The following is a 19,576-nucleotide window of genomic DNA, read 5'->3' as shown; positions in this document are numbered from 1 at the left end:
TGCGGCAGCCCGTACGAGGATACGCCGCAGCCCGTCCCCGATTCCCGTCCCTGCTCCTGCCGCCGCGCCGCAGCCGGGCCCGGGGTGAGCCTGGCGGGCGTGCGCCCAGCCCCGATTGCTTGCTCTCAGCTCTCGGCGAGGCGGCGGGCGGCGGGACGGTCGACCTTGCCGATGCCCAGCAGCGGCAGCTCCGCGACCACATGGACCCGCTTGGGGATCATGTGCGCGGGCACCTCGCTGGTACGCAGCGCCGAGCGCACCAGCGCGGAGGCCTCGGCGGGCTCCACCCCGGGCTCGAGCGTGACCAGCGCCTCGATGCGTTGGCCCCATTCGGGATCCGCCACGCCGACCACGACGCTGGCGCGCACCAGCCCGCGCAGCATGAGCGAACGCTCGATGGCTCTCTCGACGTCCTGCGGGAGGACCTTGCGGGCGCCGGTGTTGATGACGTCGTCGGCCCGGCCGAGCACGGTCAGCGTGCCGTCCTCGGCGAGCTCGGCGAGGTCCGAGGTGGTGAAGGTGCGCGGGGTGCCGGCCAAGAAGGGCGTGGTGTCGGTGCCGCCCTCGGCGGTGAGATAGCCGAGCGCCAGGGTGGGGGAGGCGATCACCAGGCGACCTGCCCCGGTGGGGTCGGGCGCCTCGAGTCGCAGCTGCACACCGGGCAGCGCGGCGCGGTCATAGACGCAGCCGCCCGCGGTCTCCGAGGAGCCGTAGGTGGTGCGCACCCGGATCCGCTGGTTGCGGGCCTTGGCGAGCACCTCACGGCTGGTCGCCGCGCCTCCCACCAGCACAGCAGCGAAGCGTTTGAGGAGGGCGCGGGCTCGGGCGTCGGCCCCTGTCGCGCCGGTGACGATCCGGGTCAACTGCGTGGGCACGAGCGAGGTGAACGCCGGCAGGCCGGCCTGCTCGGCCTGCTCGAGCACGGGCTCGGCGAGCGCGACGAACGCGGCGCCGTCGAAGTGACCGCGCAGATCCGGCAGCGGGTCCGGCAGCGCCGGCGACGCCAGTCCGAGAACCTGGGCGGTGCGGTGGGCGCGGGCGAGGACCTGCACCCCGGCGATATGCGTCGGCGGCAGCAGCGGGAGCCAGAAACCGTGCCCCCGGGTCTGCGCGGCGGCGTCGACCGCGAGCAAAGCGGCGGTCGCATCCTGTGAGGCCAGCAGCGCCTCGCGGGTCAGCGCCACCGCTTTCGCGGAACCGGTGGAGCCCGACGTGGGCACCACCAGCGCGGTGTCCTCGAAGTCGGGGGGCAGGGTCGCCGGGGGGTCGAACGGTCCCAGCCACAGCCGCCCGGTGCCTGCCAGGACCTCGCCGAGTGCTTCGGTGTGCGCGGCGAGCGAGGCGGCGGAGGCGTCGTACGAGGGAGGGACCAGCCAGGGGGTGGTGGTCATGGCCTGCTCAGCCCTGCGGGTGCGGGAAGGGCGACCAGTCGGGGTCGCGCTTGGCGAGGAAGGCATCACGGCCCTCGGCCGCCTCGTCGGTCATGTAGGCCAGTCGCGTGGCCTCCCCGGCGAAGACCTGCTGGCCCATGAGCCCGTCGTCGGCCAGGTTGAAGGCGAACTTCAGCATGCGGATCGCCTGCGGCGACTTGGTGGCGATGGTGCGGGCCATCGCCAGGGCCTCCGTCTCGAGGTCCGCATGGTCGACCACGCGGTTCACCGCGCCCCAGTCGTAGGCGTCCTGCGCGGAGTACTCCTCGGCGAGGAAGAAGATCTCCCGGGCCCGCTTCTGGCCCACCTGCTTGGCGAGATAGGCGGAGCCGAAGCCGCCGTCGAAGGAGCCGACGTTCGCATCGGTCTGCTTGAACCGTGCGTGCTCGCGGGAGGCGATCGACAGATCCGCGACCACGTGCAGGGAATGCCCGCCGCCGGCGGCCCAGCCATTGACCACGGCGATCACGACCTTGCCCATGGTGCGGATCAGGCGCTGCACCTCGAGGATGTGCAGGCGGCCGCTGGAGCCGGTGCGCACCTCGGAGGTCTCGCCGAGCTCCTCCTGATCGGAGTACTCGTACCCGGCTCGGCCGCGGATCCGCTGGTCACCGCCGGAGCAGAAGGAATGTCCGCCGTCCTTGGGGGAGGGGCCGTTGCCGGTGAGCAGGATGACGCCCACGCCGGTGTCCAGGCGGGCATGATCCAGGGCCCGGTACAGCTCATCGACCGTGCGCGGCCGGAAGGCGTTGCGCACCTCGGGGCGGTCGAAGGCGATCCGCACCGCGGGCAGGTCCCTGGCGGTCCGTTCGCCATCGGGGCTCTCCCCGCGCTCGACTGCCCGGTGGTAGGTGATGTCGGCGAAGACCGGCCCGCCGTGCTCGGCGGCGCTCACCTCCCGCCATGCACGGGGGTCGAAGGTCTCGGAGACCTGGTGGGGCAGCGGATCGGAAGCGGAGGTCATGGGATTCAGGGTAGTCCGGCCCGGGCGCACCGGAGGCACCGGGGACGCCCCGGTGCGGGGACCACGGCGAGCAGCGGACGGGCGCGCGCCGGGGCGCCTCGGGAACCTGCGTGGCCCGCGGACCCGGGCCGGTTCAGCAGTGAACCCAGGGCAGTTCTGCCGTCTCGGGGATCGGATCGCCCACCACGCGACCGTAGGTGAGCACGTCGTGGCGGGCGCCGTCGATGAGGAACTTTTGCCGCTCGATCCCCTCGTGCACGAACCCGGCTGCGCGGGCCACGGCCCCGGACGCCGGATTGTTCGCGCGATGGCCGAGCTCCAGGTGCTCGAGGCCCCAGCCGCCGTCAGCGGTGCCGCGCAGCGCATGATTGGCGACGCTCGCCGCCGCCCGGGCCGCCAGCCCCTGACCGCGCGCGGCGGCATGCAGCCAGTAGAAGAACCACCCCGTGCGATGGTCGTCGTCGACGCTCAGCCCGATCACGCCGACCAGCTCGTCGCAGGCGGTGTCGAGGATCGCCGTGCCCCGACGTGGGGGAGCGCTGAGCCAGCTCGCCATCTGCCGCGCCTGCTCGATGGTGGTGGCGTCCCCCTGCCGGGACATATCGGGCGCGGAGGCGAAGGCGTCGAGGATGGCCGAGGCATCGGACTCGCGCACCGGGCGCAGCAGGTGCGCAGCAGAGTCGTCCGAGCGAGGAGGCGAGGCCGGCGAAGCGGGGGAGGACATATCCACCATTGTGAGTTCCTGCGCGGCACGGCGCACGGGGTCGGCTCGACGTCGACCCGAGGAGGCCCGCCCGCTAGCCTCGAGGGATGCTCCTCCCCACCGCCCTGCGCGAGCGTGGGATCGACCGCGCGTTCGCGTGGACGATCCCCATGACCACCCGTTTCCGTGGCATCACCGAACGTGACGGCCTGCTCCTGCACGGCCCTGCAGGTTGGGCGGAGTTCTCCCCCTTCTGGGACTACGACGTCCAGGAATCCGCGGCCTGGCTGCGGGCCGCACTTGCCGACGCCACGCAGCCCCGCCCGACAGCGCTGCGCGAGGAGATCGAGGTCAACGTCACCATCCCGGTGGTGCCCGCTGTGCTCGCCCATCGCATCGCCACCGTAGGCGGTGCCCGCACCGCGAAGATCAAGGTCGCCGACCCCGGCTCCACCCTCGCCGAGGACGCCGAACGCCTCGAGGCGGTGCGCGACGCACTGGGCCCCGGCGCCCACCTGCGGATCGACGCCAACGCTGCCTGGACCCTCGACCAGGCGCTCGACGCACTGCCGGTCCTGGACCGCGCCGCCGGCGGCCTCGAGTACGCCGAACAGCCCTGCGCCGACATCGCGGATCTCGCCTCCCTGCGCCGCGCCATGGACATCCCGATCGCGGCCGACGAATCGGTGCGTCGCGCCGAGGACCCCTTGCGAGTGGCCCGGGCAGAGGCGGCCGACGTGCTGGTCATGAAGGTGCAGCCGCTCGGCGGTGTCCAACGGTGCCTGGATCTCGCCGAGCAGGCGGGGCTGCCCGTGGTGGTCTCCTCGGCCCTGGAATCCAGCGTCGGCCTCAGCGCAGGACTCGCGCTCGCCGCCGCACTGCCCGACCTGCCGCACGCCTGCGGCCTGGCGACCGCGACCTTGCTGACCGGTGACCTGGTCACCGACGCTCTGCTCGCCCATGGCGGCACCCTTCCCGTCGAGCGGCCGCAGCCCGCGCCGGAGCTGACCGATCGGCACGCCGCTCCCGCCGAGCTCGCCGCCCGCTGGCAGCAGCGTCTGGAGGCGTGCGCCGCGGCCCTATGAGCGGCGCGAGGCGCCACGGCGGAGACCGCTCGTCGCGCTATCGCCGGGAGTCGGGACCTGTCGGGGGAGAGATCCGCCCGCGCCGCATTACGCTGGCCGTATGCACCAGAGCGCACTGACCGCCCCACCCGTCGGGGCTTCCCCGTCCGCGGGGGTCGTCCCGCCCGAACCTACGGGATCCGGGGCGGTCGATCAGGCTGTCGCGATCTGGTGCGCCCTGGCGGAACTCGGGGTCACCGATGCCGTTCTCGCCCCTGGATCGCGGTCCGCGCCGCTGGTCTATGGTCTCTCCGCGTCGCAGGTCGCCGGCCGTATCCGCGCTCACGTGCGGATCGACGAGCGCGCCGCCGCCTACACCGCCCTCGGGCTGTCCCGGCACGACCCGGAGCATCCTGGCGTGGTCGCGACCACCTCGGGTACGGCGACCGCCCATCTGCACGCGGCCGTGATGGAGGCCCATCACTCCAGGATCCCGCTGCTCGTCCTCACCGCGGACAGGCCCGCCGAGCTGCGTGACGTCGGCGCGAACCAGACCACGCGCCAGCCGGGGATGTTCCCCTCCCTGCTCCGCTTCGACGCGGACCTGCCCGCGCCCACCGCGCCCTGCGCCACCACGGTCGAGCTGCGTACTGCGGTGTCCACGCTCGCCCGCGCCCTGGCCTCCGCGACGGGAGAGCATCCGGGCCCGGTGCACCTGAACCTCGCCTTCCGCGACCCGCTGGTGCCCCGAGCGCCGACCGAACCCCATCCCCGCCAGGATCAGGCACCCATCGTGCTCACCCGCCGGGCGCGACCGGTGCCGCCTGCACCGCAGCCGGTCCCGGTCTCCTCGCGCACCGTCGTCGTCGCCGGGGACGGCGCGGGCCCAGCCGCCCGAGAACTCGCCGAACAGCACTCGCTGCCGCTGCTGGCCGAGCCGAGCTCCGGTGCCCGTGGCGGGCCGTCGCTCGTGCCGGGATACCCTGCGCTGCTCGCTCAGGTCATGGCTGATCGCGAGCACCCGCTGCGCCCGGAGCGCGCGATCGTGCTGGGCCATCCGACGCTCTCGCGCAGTGTGGTCGGTGCACTCCTGGGGGCCGACGACGTCGAGGTGATCGTGGTCGACCCGCATCTGGACTGGGCCGACGCCGCGCGACGTGCGAGTCTCGTCGTTCCGGCCGTGACCGGGCAGGACGAGGCCGATGAGGCCGAGCTCTCGCGGCGCCGCGACCGCCTCGAGCACTGGCAGCGCACCGCGGCCGAGGTCAGCGCGCAGGTGCCGCAGAACTGGCAGCAGCAGGCGGCACTCGCCGTCTGGGACGCGACGGACACGGCGGACATCCTGGTGCTGGGCTCCTCGAGCCTGGTGCGCGACCTCGAGCAGCATGCTGGGCCTGCGCGCGGGCGCGTGATCGCCAACCGGGGACTGGCCGGCATCGACGGCACCACCGCCATGGCGGGCGGGATCGCGCTCGCCCACCAGGCGCTGACAGAGGTCACTGGAGCGAGCGCGGGCGTGGGCACTGATACAGATGCAGGCTCTGCCGCTGCGGCGGAGCCTGGTCGCGTGCGCCTCCTGGTGGGGGACCTCACTGCCCTCCACGACCTCACGGGGCTGATCATCGGTCCCGAGGAACAGACACCGGACCTCGACGTGGTCATCGTGGACGACGGTGGAGGGCGCATCTTCTCCGGACTCGAGCACGCTGCAGCGCCCCCTGGGCTCCTGCGACGGTTCTTCACCACCCCTCATGGCACCGATATCGCCGCCGCTGCCACCGCCTTGGGCGCACCGGCCCGGGTCGTCACGGCCGACAGGCTCAGCACAGCTCTGGCACAGCGCGGACTCGGGCTGAGGGTGTTGATTGTGCATGAAGGATCCAGCACTCACTCGGCGACCCCGTAAACGGAGGTGTTCCCATGGCGGATATGAAGGACGCGCACGAACGATACGAGATGCCGGACGGCCAGAGCCCTCCGCCGGAGCCCAGCGGCCCGTACTTCGGGTACGGCGACCCGGGCCCGTCCTCGCCGGAGCCGTGGAGCCCCTCGCAGGAGGGTCCCGAGCCCGCAGCCTTCTCCTCGCCCTACCCGGACTCCCCGATGTACTCGGGCTCCCCGACGTACTCCGCCGCGCAGCCCCCTTCGGAGTCGCCGGCGTCCTCGGGCACTCCGGCGCCCTCGGGCCCTGCGGCCTCTTCGGGCCCCCCGGCGTACTCGGATCCCTTCGGCGCCACCGGAGAGGGGGCCCCGATGGCCACGGCGCCTCCGCGCCGCGGCCCCGGCTGGGGTGGAGTGACCGGGCTGATCGCGCTCGGCATGCTCGTCTCCAGCGGGGTCACCCTGGGCGGCGTCGTCGCCTATGACCAGCTCGTGGAGCCGCAGGCCACCACCGCCACACCCAGCACCCCTGCCAGCGGCGCCACCGCCAGCCCTGCTTCGGTGTCCACCGTCGACGACCCGGACTGGGCCACGGTCGCCGAGCAGGTCGCGCCGAGTGCCGTCGCGATCCAGGTCTCCGCCGGTTCCGGCACCAGCCAGGGCACCGGGGTGATCCTCGACGAGCAGGGTTCCATCCTCACCAACAATCATGTCGTCGACGGCGCGCAGGCTGTGCAGGTCACGATGAGCGACGGGCTGAGCTATGCCGCGTCCGTGATCGGCACCGACGCCACCACGGATCTTGCCGTGATCCGCCTGGACTCCCCGCCCGAGGGGATCCAGCCCGCGACCTTCGCGGATTCCACGACCGTCGCCGTGGGACAGCCCGTGATGGCGCTCGGCACCCCGCTGGGGCTCGAGAACACCGTCACCACCGGCATCATCTCCGCCGTGGACCGGCCGGTGACGGCCACGGGCGAGGATCCGAGCGGCTCGGACACCACCTACACCTCGGCGATCCAGACCGATGCCGCGATCAACCCCGGCAACTCCGGTGGACCGCTGGTCGACGCCGCCGGCCAGGTGGTCGGGATCAACTCGTCGATCGCCGGGATCCCGGGCAGCTCCGGGCAGGCCGGCAGCATCGGCCTGGGATTCGCGATCCCCTCGAACACCGCATCCCTGATCGCCGACCAGCTCCAGGAGGACGGCACCGTCGATCACGCGTTCGTGGGTGTCACCAGCAGTGACGGGACGACGACCATCGGGGACGTCGCCCACCACGGCGCCGAGGTGGTCAGCATCGAACCGGACAGTCCCGCAGCGGAGGCCGGATTGCGAGAAGGAGATCTGATCACCGCGGTCGATGAGTCCCCCGTCGGCGGTGCGGCGGCGCTGACAGGCATCGTGCGCGGTCTCGCGGTCGAGTCCGACCACACGTTGACCGTGGTGCGCGACCAGGACGTGCAGAGCATCGAGATCACCCTGGGAGCCCGGCCCTCCTGAGCGCGCAGGACGTGGTGGTCAGACCAGCCCTGTCGGCGGCTCCTCGGGCTCGCCCCGCAGGGCCCGCAGCATGGGCCGGCACTTCGCGAGCGCCTCGGCATGCTCGGAGACCGGGTCCGATGCGGCGACGAGACCGCCGCCGGCCTGCAGCGTCACCGCCTTGTCCGCAGTCAGGTGAGCCATCCGCAGAGCGATCGCCCACTGCCCGTCACCCTGGGCGTCCATCCAGCCCACCGGCGCGGCGTAGCCGCCCCGGTCGTGCGGTTCCAGGCGGGCGATGATCTCGTCGGCCGATTCCCGGGGTGTTCCCGAGACGGCGGCCGACGGATGCAGTCGCGAGGCGACGTCAAGACTGGTCACGCCGTGGAGCAGACGCGCGGAGACGTCGGACGCCAGATGCTCCAGGCCCGGCAGGCGCAGTACGAAGGGCTCGGGGGAGACGTCGATGTCCTGGGCCAGTCCCTCCAGCCTCTCCACCACGGAATCCACGGCGAAGGCGTGCTCGGACAGCTCCTTGGCGTCGGAGCGGAAGACGCGACGGTCGACCTCGTCGAGCTCTCCGTCATCGGCCACCGGTCGGGTGCCGGCGAGGACCCGTGAGAACAGCCGGCTGTTCTCGGTCTGGGCGAGCATCTCGGGGCTGGCCCCGATCACGTCGTCGAGGTGATACACCCAGGTGCTGGGGTAGTCATGGGCCAGGCGGGCCAGCAGCACCGCCGGCTCGATGCGGTTCTCGGAGCGGACAGCGGTGCGTTCGGAGAGCACCACCTTCTCCGCGCGACCCTCCCGGATCTCTGCGACCGCCTGATGAACCAGCGCCTGGTACTCGTCGGGGGTGTGGTCCGCCTCGATTTCCAGCTCCTCCGACCCGCCGGGCATGACCGGGGTGGAGGGGAACAGGTCCCGCCAGGACGTCGGCACCACCGGCTCCTCGTCGACGCCGACGACGGTCAGGAACGATTCCCCGTCGTGCACGCCGAGGAGGGCGCGCGGCACCACTAGCCGCGAGGAGCGGGCGGACGCATCGGCGTAGGAGAAGCTGCCCAGGCCGATCAGCCCGCTGGTGCGGGTGCGCACCTCGTCATCGACCCGCGCGCGGGCGGCGAGGGCTCGGAACGCGGCGCTGGCGGCGGCGAACCGGTGCGGCCCGGCGGTCTGCACGGTCCATGCGGCGCCGAGCGCCACCATGCCCTGCCCATGGCGCAACCAGGCCGCGCTCACCCCGAGGGGGATATGGCCGGGGAGATCGACGGATTCGTCGAGACGCAGGGTGCGCACGACCAGGGTCGCCGGACTCGCGGCGGCCTCAGGGCTCAGATTCGGGGCGGACATCCGTGTCATTATGCGTCACCGGAGCAGCCACGCGCCGTGACCCGCGTCCCGTTCCGGGATGCACGAGAGCGCCGCGCCGAGGTGCGACCATGGACCGGCGACCCCACCCGTGAGGTCGCCGGAGACGCCTGCGGCTCCGCTTCCCCCCGTCGTGACCCGCCCAAGGAGCAGTTCGTGAGCAGCACCGGCGACAGCATCGCGACCCCCCTGGTCCGGGGAGCGCTCGCCGCAGCGCTCTCCCTGGGCACTGCGCTCGCCCTGGTGGTGGTGCCGGCGCTGGCCGCTCAGGTCGCCGGGACGCGCTCGACGGCCACGGCGCTGGACGCGATCATCATCGCCGTGAACGTCCTGGTCCTCGGCCATGGCGGCGGCATCGTCCTGAGCACCGGCATCATCGACGGCGCCGTCACCCTGACCCCGTTCGGCCTGCTGGGTCTGCTCCTGCTCGCCTCGGCCTTCGGCATGCGACGCGTGGGTCGGGCGCTGCGCCTGGTCCGTGACGACGGCGTCCTGCGTGCCCGTGCGCTCCGGGACGCCGGTGGCGCCCTGGGGGCCTACGCCGTGGTCTATGCGTTCGGGGTGGGGATCCTCGCCGGTATCGGGCGCAGCGCCGCCACCGCCCCCGTGGTCACCTCCGCGCTGGTCTCCGGAGCGATGGTCGCCGTGCTGGGCGGGCTGATGGGGATCCTGTGGTCGTTGCGCCGCGAGGCGACGAGCACCGTGCCCGGCGTGCGAGTGCTCGAACTGCTTCCCTCCCCGTACGGGGAGACCGCCCGCTCCGCGTTCATCGCCCTGATCGGTCTGCTCAGCGTCGGGATGCTCGTGACCGTGGTGATGCTGCTGGCATCGCTGCCCGAGCAGTCGTCCTTGTTCGACTCGCTGGATCCCGGTGTCGTCGGCGCGCTCGTGCTCACTCTCGTCCAACTGGCGCTGCTGCCGCTGCTGGCCGTGTGGGCGCTCGTGGTCGTCGTCGGCGGCACTGTCGGGGTGGGAACGTCCACCGGGGTCTCCCTGGGGGGAGCGGAGACGGGTGTGCTGCCCGCGCTGCCGCTGCTGGGTGCCTTCCCCGGGCCCGGAGTCTTCCCCTGGTGGGCGTGGCTCCTGCTCGTGCTGCCGGCGGCCCCGGTCGCACTCGGCGCGGTGCGCCTGGTGCGCGGGGTCGAGAACCTCGAACGACGAGACCAGGTGACCGCGTGGATCGCGTACCCGGTGGCCGTGATCGTCGGTGTGCTGCTGGTGGCGGGCCTGTCCACCGGCGGTATCGGCGATGGCCGTCTCGTCCATCTCGGCCCGCAGATGGGCTCCCTCGTGCTGCCTCTGGCGGGCATCGTCGTGATCGCCACCGGCCTGGTGATCACGGTCCTCGCGACCCCTCTGGTCCCGTGGACGCGAGCGAAGATCGCGTCCCTGCGCGAGAAGGTCGAGAACGCCGAGAACGCCGAGAACGCCGAGAACGCCGAGAACGCCGAGAAGTCTGCGCGCCCCGAGAAGCCCGAGCGCGCCGAGAAGCCCGAGGAAGGTGCGCCAGCCGGAGCGTCAGCCTCGTCCAGCGACGGAGCTGACGAAGCTGACGGAGTCATCGGTGATGAAGGGGCAGAGGCTGCCGTGGGATCCCCGGACGGCGACGGAACCGGCGACCACACCGAGGCGACCGTGCAGGACGAGGAGCGTGATGTCCTCGACGGTGACGTGCTGGAGACGGACCGCGAGCCTGGTCATGCCGCGGACGAGATGCCCGACACGGCCGCCGTCGAGGCGGCCGAGACGGGGGAGACAGGCGGCGTCAGCCGCCCAGCAGGGAGCTGATCCAGCTGGCTGTGGAATCCTGCGCCTGCGCATCGCACAGCACGCGGGCCTGCTCGGTGATCGCCGTGGAGCGGCACTGCTCGATCTCCGCCAACGGACCGTAGAACAGCAGGGAGAGCAGTGAGCCCGCCACGATCATCAGCGTGGCAGGAACCCCCACCAGCACCGCCAGGACAGCCGTGACGCGACGCCCCTGACGGAAGGACTGCACCGCGAGCAGGATCAGCAGCACCAGTGCGGCCAGTCCCGTCACTCCGGCGGCCAGCGAGAACGGCAGCGGGGCGAGCAGCAGCAGCCAGGACGCGAGCATCGTCAGCATCAATCCGCCCAGCACGCGACGGTGGCGTGCTGCGCCCTCGTTCCCGGGGCGCTCGTCCTGATCTCCGTCGTGTTCGCTGCTCATCGATCCTATTGTGCCCGGTCCAGCTGGACTGCGCAGACTGCACCGGCCGCGCGGACTCCGGCTACCCTGGCCCGGTGACCCGCACCCCCATCGTCGTCCTCATCTCCGGCACCGGTTCCAACCTCGCTGCTCTGCTGAGCGCGGCACGAGAGCCCGAGTGCCCCTACGTCGTGGTAGGGGTGATCGCGGACCGCGACGCCACGGGCCTCGACCACGCGCGCTCAGCCGGGATCCCCACCGAGGTGGTGCGCCTGGCCGACCATCCCGACCGCGCCGCCTGGGACCGGGCTCTCGTCGCCGCCGTGCGCGCTCTGGATCCGCAGCTCGTGGTGCTCGCCGGATTCATGAAGCTCGTCGGACCCCAGGTGCTGGACGCCTTCGGGGGCCGCATCATCAACACCCATCCCGCTCTGCTGCCGTCCTTCCCGGGCGCCCACGGGGTGCAGGACGCCCTCGCCCACGGGGTGAAGATCACCGGGGTGAGCGTGATCGAGGTCGACGCCGGGGTGGACACCGGGCGCATCCTCGCGCAGGTCGCCGTAGAGGTCCTGGACGAGGACACGGAGGACACCCTGCACGAGCGCATCAAGAGCGTGGAGCAGCCGCTGCTGGTCGACGTGGTCCGGAAGCTCACGACCATCCGCTGAGCCGGGCGCTCCGCGCCGCGGCCCGGCTACAGTGGACCCACACGACTGGCGAAGGTGGGGGACCACCGGGGAGTGGAGAACGCGCGCATCGACCGCCTGGGTGCCCGCTGCAAGGACCCGATCCGAACAGGAGCACGCCCCCGTGAACACCACCCAGCGCCGCCCGATCCGCCGCGCCCTCATCTCCGTCTTCGACAAGACCGGCATCGTCGAGCTCGCCCGCGCGCTCGCCGAGAACGGCGCCGAGATCGTCTCGACCGGTTCGACCGGCTCGACGATCCGGGAAGCCGGCATCGATGTCACCGACGTCGAGACCGTGACCGGGTTCCCCGAGATGCTCGACGGTCGCGTGAAGACCCTGCATCCGCGCGTGCACGCCGGGCTCCTCGCCGATCAGCGGCTTCAGTCCCATCGTGAGCAGCTGGCCGGACACGACATCGCCCCCTTCGACCTGGTCGTGGTGAACCTCTACCCGTTCAGCGAGACCGTCGCCGCCGGCGGCACCTTCGACGAGATCATCGAGAAGATCGACATCGGCGGCCCCTCCATGGTGCGCGGCGCCGCGAAGAACTTCGCCTCGGTCGCCGTGGTGGTGGACCCGGAGGTCTACGGCACGGCCGCCGAGGCCGCCGGGGCAGGCGGATTCACCCTGGCCGAGCGCCAGGAGCTCGCCACCATCGCCTTCACCCGCACCGCCGAATACGACGACGCGATCAGCGATTGGATGCTCGACCAGCTCCCCGAGGTCACGGAGGGCGAAGGGGGCGAGGACGAAGCTGGCGACGAGGCGGACGACGAAGAAGCCCTGAACGTCCTGGACCTCAGCGAGGAGGAGGCCGCCCAGCTCGGCTTCACCGCCACGCTGCGGTACGGCGAGAACCCCCATCAGCGCGCCCGCCTGGCCGTCACCGACCCTGAGGTGCCCGGCATCGCCGGTGCCGAGCAGCTCGGCGGCAAGGCGATGAGCTACAACAACTACGTGGACGCCGATGCCGCAGTGCGCGCCGCCCACGACCACGAGCTCCCCTGCGTCGCGGTCGTCAAGCACAACAACCCCTGCGGGATCGCGGTCGCCGGTGAGGACGAGGACATCGCGCTCGCCCACCTGCACGCCCACGGCACCGATCCGCTCTCCGCCTACGGCGGCGTGATCGCCACGAACCGCACCGTCAGCCTCGCCATGGCCCAGCAGGTCAAGCCGATCTTCACCGAGGTCATCCTGGCCCCCGCCTATGAGGACGAGGCGCTCGAGCTGCTGCGCACCAAGAAGAACCTGCGGATCCTGCGCCTGGAGGGCGAGTACTCCCGTGAGGTCGAGATGCGCGAGATCTGGGGCGGCATGCTCGTCCAGGACGCCGACGCGATCGACGCCGAGGGCGATGACCCCACGAGCTGGACCCTGGCCGCCGGAGAGGCCGCCGACGAAGCGACTCTCTCGGATCTCGCCTTCGCCTGGCGCTCCGTGCGCGCGGTGAAGTCCAACGCGATCCTGCTGGCGGCCGACGGTGCCGCAGTGGGCATCGGGATGGGCCAGGTCAACCGCCTGGACTCCTGCCGCCTCGCCGTCTCCCGGGCGAACAGCCTCGGCGAGCACGCCGACGGAGAGGCTGCCCCGGAGCGAGCCCGCGGCGCGGTCGCGGCGTCGGACGCCTTCTTCCCCTTCGCCGACGGCGCGCAGATCCTGCTCGACGCCGGGGTGCGGGCGATCGTCCAGCCCGGCGGCTCCATCCGCGACGACCAGGTCATCGAGGCCTGCCGCGCCGCCGGAGCGACCCTCTACCTCACCGGCACCCGTCACTTCTCGCACTGAGTCCGCTCGGTTCCGCCCGCCGGGGACAGCGGTCGGAACCGAGGGGCCGCTCTCCCACCGCGTGCCGCTCGCCCACCGCGTGCCGCGAAGGAGGGCCCGGGGTGCTCTCCGTACCACCTGTTCCCGGGCGGTTCCGCGCGCATCGTCGCGGTTCTCCCCGGATCTGTTCACCGGAGCGACAACCAAGCCCTCTAGAGTTGAGGCATACACCAGCGTGACGCCGAAGGAGTGGCCGTGAAGATCCCCGACAACCAGAGCCTGCGCGAATACATCGAGCATCTGCGCGAGGAGGGCTATTCGGTCGCGGACGGGCACACCCCGGATCCGGATCTCATCGACCCTCAGGGCAACCCCGTCTATACCTGGCAGGAGGGGTACCCGTACGACAACCGCATGGATCGCGACGAGTACGAGCGCGAGAAGTACAAGCTCCAGGTCGAGCTGCTGAAGTACCAGTACTGGCTCGAGGACAACGACCAGAAGTCGATCATCATCTTCGAGGGGCGGGACGCAGCCGGCAAGGGCGGCACCATCAAGCGCTTCACGGAGCATCTGAATCCCCGCACCGCGCGGGTCGTCGCCCTGAACAAGCCCAGTGACCGCGAGCGTGGTCAGTGGTATTTCCAGCGCTACATCCGGCACCTGCCCACCGAGGGGGAGATGGTGCTGTTCGACCGCTCCTGGTACAACCGGGCCGGCGTCGAGAGAGTCATGGGCTTCGCCTCGCCCGAGGAGTACGAGACCTTCATGAACCAGGTGCCGTACTTCGAGCGCATGCTCGTGGATTCCGGCATCTTCGTCACCAAGTTCTGGTTCTCCGTGTCCCAGAAGGAGCAGCGCACGCGATTCGCGATTCGTCAGCTGGACCCCGTGCGCCGCTGGAAGCTGTCCCCGATGGACCTCGAATCCCTGGACCGCTGGGAGGCATACACGCAGGCCAAGGAGGAGATGTTCCGGCGCACGGACAAGAAGTACGCGCCGTGGACCATCATCCGGTCCAACGACAAGAAGCGCGCTCGCCTGAACGCGATGCGCTACTTCCTCTCGCAGTTCGAGTACGAGGACAAGGACCACGAGGTCATCGGCCGGCCGGATCCGAAGCTCGTGATGCGCGGCAAGATGGAAGAGGCCGACGAATGAGCTGAGGAATCCCGCCCTCGCCCTTCGGGCCGCCTCTGAGAGAACGTCGCCCCCGCACCGTCCCGGAAGGACGAGGCGGGGGCGACCTGCGTCGGCATCAGCCTCAGTCGACGGTATGGGGTTCCAGGGGCAGGCGGGTGATCTCCCCGGAGTCCAGGTCCGGGTCGGTCAGCGCCGAGATGGTGCCGGTGGCGGTGGTCCGGTGCGGGCTGGTCATCGAGGCGGGAGAGAGCAGCGCCTTCAGCCGGCGCTCGTCGATCAGCCCACGTTCGAGCACCAGATCGGCGACCGGCCTGTCGGTCTCCAGGGCGGCCGAGGCCACGTCCGTGGCGGCGGCGTACCCGATCACCGGTACCAGCGCGGTGACCACGCCGATCGCCCGGCGCAGGTTGTCCTCGAGAGTGTCCTCGTTGATCGTGATCCCGGCGATGCAGCGGTCCGCCAAGGTGTTCATGGCCCGCGTCATGATGCGCGTGGACTCCAGGATGTTGAAGCAGATCACCGGCTCGAAGGCGTTCAGCTGGAGCTGGCCGCCCTCCGCGGCGAAGGTCACCGTGAGGTCGTTGCCGATCACCTCGAAGGCGACCTGGTTCACGACCTCCGGGATCACCGGGTTCACCTTTCCCGGCATGATCGAGCTGCCCGGCTGGACGGAGGGGAGGTTGAGCTCGTGGAAGCCGGCGCGCGGCCCGGAGGACAGCAGCCGCAGATCGTTGCAGATCTTCGAGATCTTCACGGCGATGCGCTTGAGGATCCCGGAGAAGGTCACGAACGCGCCGGTGTCGCTGGTGGCCTCCACCAGGTCGGCGGAGACGACGAAGGGGATCCCGGTGAGATCGGCGAGCTCCTGGGTGGCCATCTGCGCGTACTGCGGGTCCGTGGTGATGCCGGTGCCGATCGCGGTCGCCCCGAGGTTGATCTCCTGGAAGACGGTGGCGGTGCGGGTGAGGCGCTGGACGTCCTCCTCGATCGTGGTGGCCCAGGCATTGAACTCCTGGCCGACGGTCATCGGGACCGCGTCCTGCATCTGGGTGCGTCCCATCTTCAGCACGCCGGAGAACTCTTCCCCCTTCGTCCGCAGCGTCGTGATCAGGTGGTCCATCGCCTCGGCCAGCGCCGGGAACGTCAACATCATCGCCAGCCGCACCGCCGTGGGGTACACGTCGTTCGTGGACTGGGAGAGGTTGACATGGTTGTTCGGATGCAGGTGGTCGTACTCGCCCCTGCTCCGGCCCAGGATCTCCAGACCGCGGTTGGCGATCACCTCGTTGGCATTCATGTTCGTGCTGGTCCCGGCGCCACCCTGGATCATGTCCACCACGAAGTGCTCGTGGAGATCGCCCCCGGCGATCTCGGCGCAGGCCTGCTCGATCGCGGCGGCCCGCTCGTCGTCGAGCGTGCCGAGGCGGTGGTTGGCGCGCGCCGTGGCCCGCTTGACCTGAGCGAGCGCTTCGATCAGCCGCGGGAAGTGGCTCAGCGGCACATCGGTGATGTGGAAGTTCTCCTGCGCGCGCAGGGTCTGGATGCCGTAGTAGGCGTCGGCGGGGACCTCGCGATCGCCGAGCAGATCGTGCTCCGAGCGGGTCGCGGTCTCAGGCGTCGAACCGGGGCTTGTCATGGTGAGGAGTCCTCCAGGTCGGGCGGTGATCGACGGCGTTGCCGATCACCGCCAGGGTATCCGGGAAGGAGCCGTAGCATGGTCCCGTGCGAGTCGATCGATCACCCTTCACCCTGAGTGCCGCCTGCCGCCGGCAGTCGGTGCTCATCCTGTCCCTGCCGGTCCTCGCGGGGATCGTCCTGGTCGGGATATTCGTGGGTGCGCCGCTGGCCGGCGGAATGCTCGCGATCCTGCTGGGCGTGCTGGCGCTGCTGCGGGCCGTGCTGCCGGTTCGCGCCGTCGGGGCGCTCGCGGTGCGCTCGCGGGGTCTCGACGTCGGCGTGCTCGCCCTGCTCGCGATCGGTATCGCGGTCCTCTCGGTGTCGCCGAACCTCTGACAGCTCAGCTCGCACCGCCTACCGGTCACGGGGCGAGCAGGAGCGCACGGCCCTCGCTCAGGGACGTCAGGACGGCGCGCGTCGGGGTCGAGCAGGCCGTCCTGCAGGACCTGCGCCGACGCGGGTGATGCCCTCGATCGGGGCCTCCGGGGCACCCTGGTCAGTGTGACGAGCGCGGAGGTCGCAGAGGTGTTTTCCGCGGCCATCTCTGTGGCACCATCAGTCTCGTGCCCACCGATTCCGTCCGGCTCCATGCCATCTTCGACCTTGCGATGAGGATCGGCGAAGGTCTGCTCTCGAACGGGGCCGCGGCCTCCGAGGTGACCGCGACGATCCTTCGCGTGACGAGCTCCTCCGGCCTGCGAAATGTGTCGGTGCAGGTGACCTTCGACGAGGTCACCATCTCCTACCTCGCCGATGAATCCTCGACACCGTTCACCAGGGTCCGCTCGGCCAACTCCCGGGCCCACGACTTCGCGCGCCTCGAGGCCTTCGAGGACACCACCCATGGCTACATCTCCGGCGAGCTGACGCTCGAGGAGGCCCGACGCAATGCCGCGGCGATCCCGCTGGCCGCTCCCGCCTACAAGCTTCCCCTGGTGGTCTCCGGGTTCGCCGTGATGGGAGGCGCCGCAGCGCTCAGCTTCGGCGGCGGCACCCTCATCGTGGTCGCGGCGACGCTCGCCGCCGGACTGCTGATCGCGGCCGGCGAGTTCCTGGCTCGAATGCATATCCCGCCCTTCTACGGGCAGGCGATCGGCGGGTTCCTCGCCGTGGGGGCAGCGGTGCTGGTGGACCTGATCAATCCGACGGTGAGCTCGTCGATCGTGGTCGTCTCCTGCATCATCGTGCAGCTCGCCGGGCTGTCCTCGATCGGTGCCGTGCAGGACGCCGTCACCGGCTGGTACGTGACCGCCGCCGGCCGCATCCTGGAGACCCTGATGCTCACGGTCGGCATCGTGGCCGGCGTGCGCGGCGGCATCCTGCTGGCCGAGGTTCTCGGTGCCGACATCTCTGTGGGTGCCTCGATCCCGATCTCCCTGGTCACCGTGGTCTGGGTGGTGGTCGCCGGGATCGGCATGGGGCTCGGCTACGGTGTGGGCACGCAGGTCCAGTGGCGGAAGCTGCCGTGGATCGCGCTGGTGGCGGCCTTCTCCGCCGTGATCTCCCACGTGCTCACCGGGCTGTTCCTGGACCGGGTGTACGCCGTGACGATCGCAGCCGTGTTCACCGGTATCGCCGCGGTGGTCCTCGGCGACCGCCTGCGCGCTCCGACGCTGCTGTTCGTGATGGGTGGGATCATCCCGCTGGTCCCGGGCAGCCTCATCTACCGCGCCCTGCTGGGCCTGAGCGCCGACGTGACCACCGGCGCATCCGAGATGTTCGGGGCGGGGGAGATCGCGGTCGGTATCGCCGCCGGGGCCGTGGCCGGTCAGCTGCTGGCCTCCCGGATCCTGCCGTACTTCCGTCGCAGCGGCATCGCCTACACGCCGAGCATCTCCTCGCCGTTCACCACGCTGCGCCGCCGCCGGCTCACACTGGGCTCGCGCAGCTTCCGCCATCGTGACGGCGCGCAGATGGTCGAGCCGTCTACGATGACGGGCGAGATGACAGCGTTGTCTCCCGCGATGTTCGACGACCTGGAGGATCTCGATTCCCCGTCGGACGCCCCGGGGCGGCACACGGACCCCGAGGAGACACCATGAGCACACCCGCACTGATCGCCGTCGGCGGCTATTCGCGCAGCGGTTCCGGCCGCGGTCCGGGCCTGGAGCTGCTTCAGGTGACGAGCGATCCCGAAGCCGCTGCGGCGGACGGAGCGTCGGCTCTCACGGTGCAGCGGCGGGCGACGGTGGACCTCCCGGACCCCTCCTTCGTGCTCTGGAGCCCCGACGGTTCGCTGCTGTACGCCGTGCTGGAGACCAGACCGACCCGCGTGGTCGCCGTGCGCGTCGGCCACGACGGCACCTCGGCCGAGCTCGTCGCCGATCTCGAGCTGGAAGGATCAGGAGGCTGTCACCTGGCCCTGGGCCGCAGCCCCTCGACCCTCCTGGTCGCCGACTACGGATCCGGCACGGTCGAGACCGTGCTCCTGGACGCCGCAGGTCTGCCTGCGGAGCTCATCGACGTCGATGACCATCATGACCGCGCCGACGGCGAGGAGTCGCATCCGCACCAGGTGCGGCAGCTGCCCGGTACCGAACTCCTGGCCGTGCCGGATCTCGGCCTGGACCGGGTGTTCCTCTACCGCCAGGACGCCGCGGGACAGATGGGCCTCGCCGGCGAGATCCCCCTCAGCCGTGGCAGCGGTCCCCGGCACCTCGCCCCCGATCATGAGTCCGAGCAGCTGCACATCTCCTGCGAGCTCTCCGGCATGATCGCGACCGCGGTGCGCCGCCCGGCGACGCCCGAGAGCGCAGCGCCCTCGGTCCTCGGCACTGCCTCGCACAGCTGGAGCGTGCGCTCGATGATCCCGGCGAGCGCTCGGGAGGGGGACAACGCCCTCTCCCACCTCGAGCTCTCGGCCGACGAATCGGTGCTGCTGGTCGCCAATCGAGGACCGGACACGCTCTCCGCGCTGTCGCTGGACCTGATGCGTCCCCAGCTCGTCAGCGAGATCGCGGTGGGTGCGCATCCACGGCACTTCACCCTTCTGGGCGATCTGGTGCTGGTGGCCGCGCAGGAGGGGGACCGGATCGACGTGCTGCGTCTGCGCGGGACGGAGCTCGCCCACGCCGCCGAGCCGATCCCGGCTCCGTCGGTGTCCTGCCTCGCGGTGCGCCCCTAACAGACGTCGTGGGACTCTTGTCCGGGTGACGGCTAGACTTTCGGACGCCGTGCCGGAGGTTGCCACGGGGCCCTGCCCCGTGCCCCGGCCCTCGACTGTTCGGAAGG

16 protein-coding genes and 1 riboswitch are annotated in these 19,576 nt (G+C 71.1%); of the genes, 10 read left to right on the top strand and 6 right to left on the bottom strand.

All coding sequences use genetic code 11. The annotated features are described in order from the left end of the window. Positions 1–125: 125 nt before the first annotated feature. From INT51_RS01635 to INT51_RS01625, 3 genes are all read right to left on the bottom strand, one after another. Entirely contained in the window at positions 126–1,391 is a 1,266-nt protein-coding gene (locus INT51_RS01635; RefSeq protein WP_193103441.1) for an AMP-binding protein, read from the bottom strand. Positions 1,392–1,398: 7 nt separating this feature from the next. Then, complete coding sequence (locus INT51_RS01630) at positions 1,399–2,394, bottom strand: 1,4-dihydroxy-2-naphthoyl-CoA synthase (RefSeq protein ID WP_193103440.1); 996 nt, start codon at positions 2,392–2,394, stop codon at positions 1,399–1,401. Between the two features lie 133 nt (positions 2,395–2,527). Beyond that, a complete protein-coding gene (locus tag INT51_RS01625) occupies positions 2,528–3,118 on the bottom strand; it encodes a GNAT family N-acetyltransferase (RefSeq protein ID WP_193103439.1) in 591 nt (196 codons plus the stop codon). 86 nt (positions 3,119–3,204) lie between these two features. On the opposite strand from INT51_RS01625, the gene INT51_RS01620 reads away from it, so the two are divergent. From INT51_RS01620 to INT51_RS01610, 3 genes are all read left to right on the top strand, one after another. Then, positions 3,205–4,182, top strand: coding sequence for an o-succinylbenzoate synthase (locus INT51_RS01620; protein ID WP_193103438.1), 978 nt, complete (start codon positions 3,205–3,207; stop codon positions 4,180–4,182). Positions 4,183–4,282: 100 nt separating this feature from the next. Then, positions 4,283–6,067 carry a 2-succinyl-5-enolpyruvyl-6-hydroxy-3-cyclohexene-1-carboxylic-acid synthase gene (gene menD / locus INT51_RS01615; protein ID WP_193103437.1) on the top strand — a complete coding sequence of 595 codons (1,785 nt, stop codon included), beginning with the start codon at positions 4,283–4,285 and terminating at the stop codon, positions 6,065–6,067. A gap of 14 nt (positions 6,068–6,081) precedes the next feature. Continuing rightward, entirely contained in the window at positions 6,082–7,548 is a 1,467-nt protein-coding gene (locus tag INT51_RS01610) for a S1C family serine protease (protein ID WP_226831813.1), read from the top strand. Between the two features lie 18 nt (positions 7,549–7,566). Here INT51_RS01610 and INT51_RS01605 read toward each other — a convergent pair whose 3' ends face one another. Then, positions 7,567–8,880, bottom strand: coding sequence for an isochorismate synthase MenF (locus INT51_RS01605; RefSeq protein WP_193103436.1), 1,314 nt, complete (start codon positions 8,878–8,880; stop codon positions 7,567–7,569). A gap of 174 nt (positions 8,881–9,054) precedes the next feature. Here INT51_RS01605 and INT51_RS01600 point away from each other — a divergent pair, with 174 nt between their 5' ends. Next, on the top strand, positions 9,055–10,686 hold the full coding sequence (locus INT51_RS01600; RefSeq protein WP_193103435.1) for a DUF6350 family protein: 1,632 nt from the start codon (positions 9,055–9,057) through the stop codon (positions 10,684–10,686). Here INT51_RS01600 and INT51_RS01595 read toward each other — a convergent pair. After that, positions 10,664–11,089: a hypothetical protein gene (locus INT51_RS01595; RefSeq protein WP_193103434.1), complete on the bottom strand. Its 426-nt coding sequence runs from the start codon at positions 11,087–11,089 to the stop codon at positions 10,664–10,666. The two genes, INT51_RS01600 and INT51_RS01595, sit on opposite strands and share 23 nt — an antisense overlap. Positions 11,090–11,163: 74 nt before the next feature. On the opposite strand from INT51_RS01595, the gene purN reads away from it, so the two are divergent. The 3 genes from purN (at position 11,164) to ppk2 (ending at position 14,686) form a co-directional block, all read left to right on the top strand. Beyond that, on the top strand, positions 11,164–11,736 hold the full coding sequence (gene purN, locus INT51_RS01590) for a phosphoribosylglycinamide formyltransferase (RefSeq protein ID WP_193103433.1): 573 nt from the start codon (positions 11,164–11,166) through the stop codon (positions 11,734–11,736). A 31-nt stretch (positions 11,737–11,767) separates the two neighbouring features. Continuing rightward, a riboswitch (ZMP/ZTP riboswitch) is annotated at positions 11,768–11,845 on the top strand. A gap of 33 nt (positions 11,846–11,878) precedes the next feature. Then, positions 11,879–13,546, top strand: coding sequence for a bifunctional phosphoribosylaminoimidazolecarboxamide formyltransferase/IMP cyclohydrolase (gene purH / locus INT51_RS01585; protein ID WP_193103432.1), 1,668 nt, complete (start codon positions 11,879–11,881; stop codon positions 13,544–13,546). 234 nt (positions 13,547–13,780) lie between these two features. Next, positions 13,781–14,686: a polyphosphate kinase 2 gene (ppk2, locus tag INT51_RS01580; protein WP_193103431.1), complete on the top strand. Its 906-nt coding sequence runs from the start codon at positions 13,781–13,783 to the stop codon at positions 14,684–14,686. Between the two features lie 103 nt (positions 14,687–14,789). Here the strand turns inward: ppk2 and INT51_RS01575 are convergent, their stop codons facing one another. After that, positions 14,790–16,304, bottom strand: a complete 1,515-nt coding sequence (locus INT51_RS01575) for an aspartate ammonia-lyase (RefSeq protein ID WP_193103430.1) — start codon at positions 16,302–16,304, stop codon at positions 14,790–14,792. Positions 16,305–16,390: 86 nt separating this feature from the next. Between INT51_RS01575 and INT51_RS01570 the strand changes: the two genes are divergently transcribed. The 3 genes from INT51_RS01570 to INT51_RS01560 all read left to right on the top strand — a co-directional run bounded on the left by INT51_RS01570 (position 16,391) and on the right by INT51_RS01560 (position 19,469). Continuing rightward, entirely contained in the window at positions 16,391–16,681 is a 291-nt protein-coding gene (locus INT51_RS01570) for a DUF3017 domain-containing protein (RefSeq protein ID WP_193103429.1), read from the top strand. 227 nt (positions 16,682–16,908) lie between these two features. Next, positions 16,909–18,387, top strand: a complete 1,479-nt coding sequence (locus INT51_RS01565) for a threonine/serine exporter ThrE family protein (protein ID WP_193103428.1) — start codon at positions 16,909–16,911, stop codon at positions 18,385–18,387. Beyond that, entirely contained in the window at positions 18,384–19,469 is a 1,086-nt protein-coding gene (locus INT51_RS01560) for a beta-propeller fold lactonase family protein (protein ID WP_193103427.1), read from the top strand. Before INT51_RS01565 ends, INT51_RS01560 begins: the two co-directional genes overlap by 4 nt. Positions 19,470–19,576 lie beyond the last annotated feature (107 nt).

Origin of the sequence: Brachybacterium sp. FME24, from assembly GCF_014897705.1 — a bacterium.
GTDB lineage: Bacteria > Actinomycetota > Actinomycetes > Actinomycetales > Dermabacteraceae > Brachybacterium.
The sequence above is the reverse complement of the archived record's forward strand: the minus strand, read 5'-3'. Positions and strand labels throughout refer to the sequence as shown.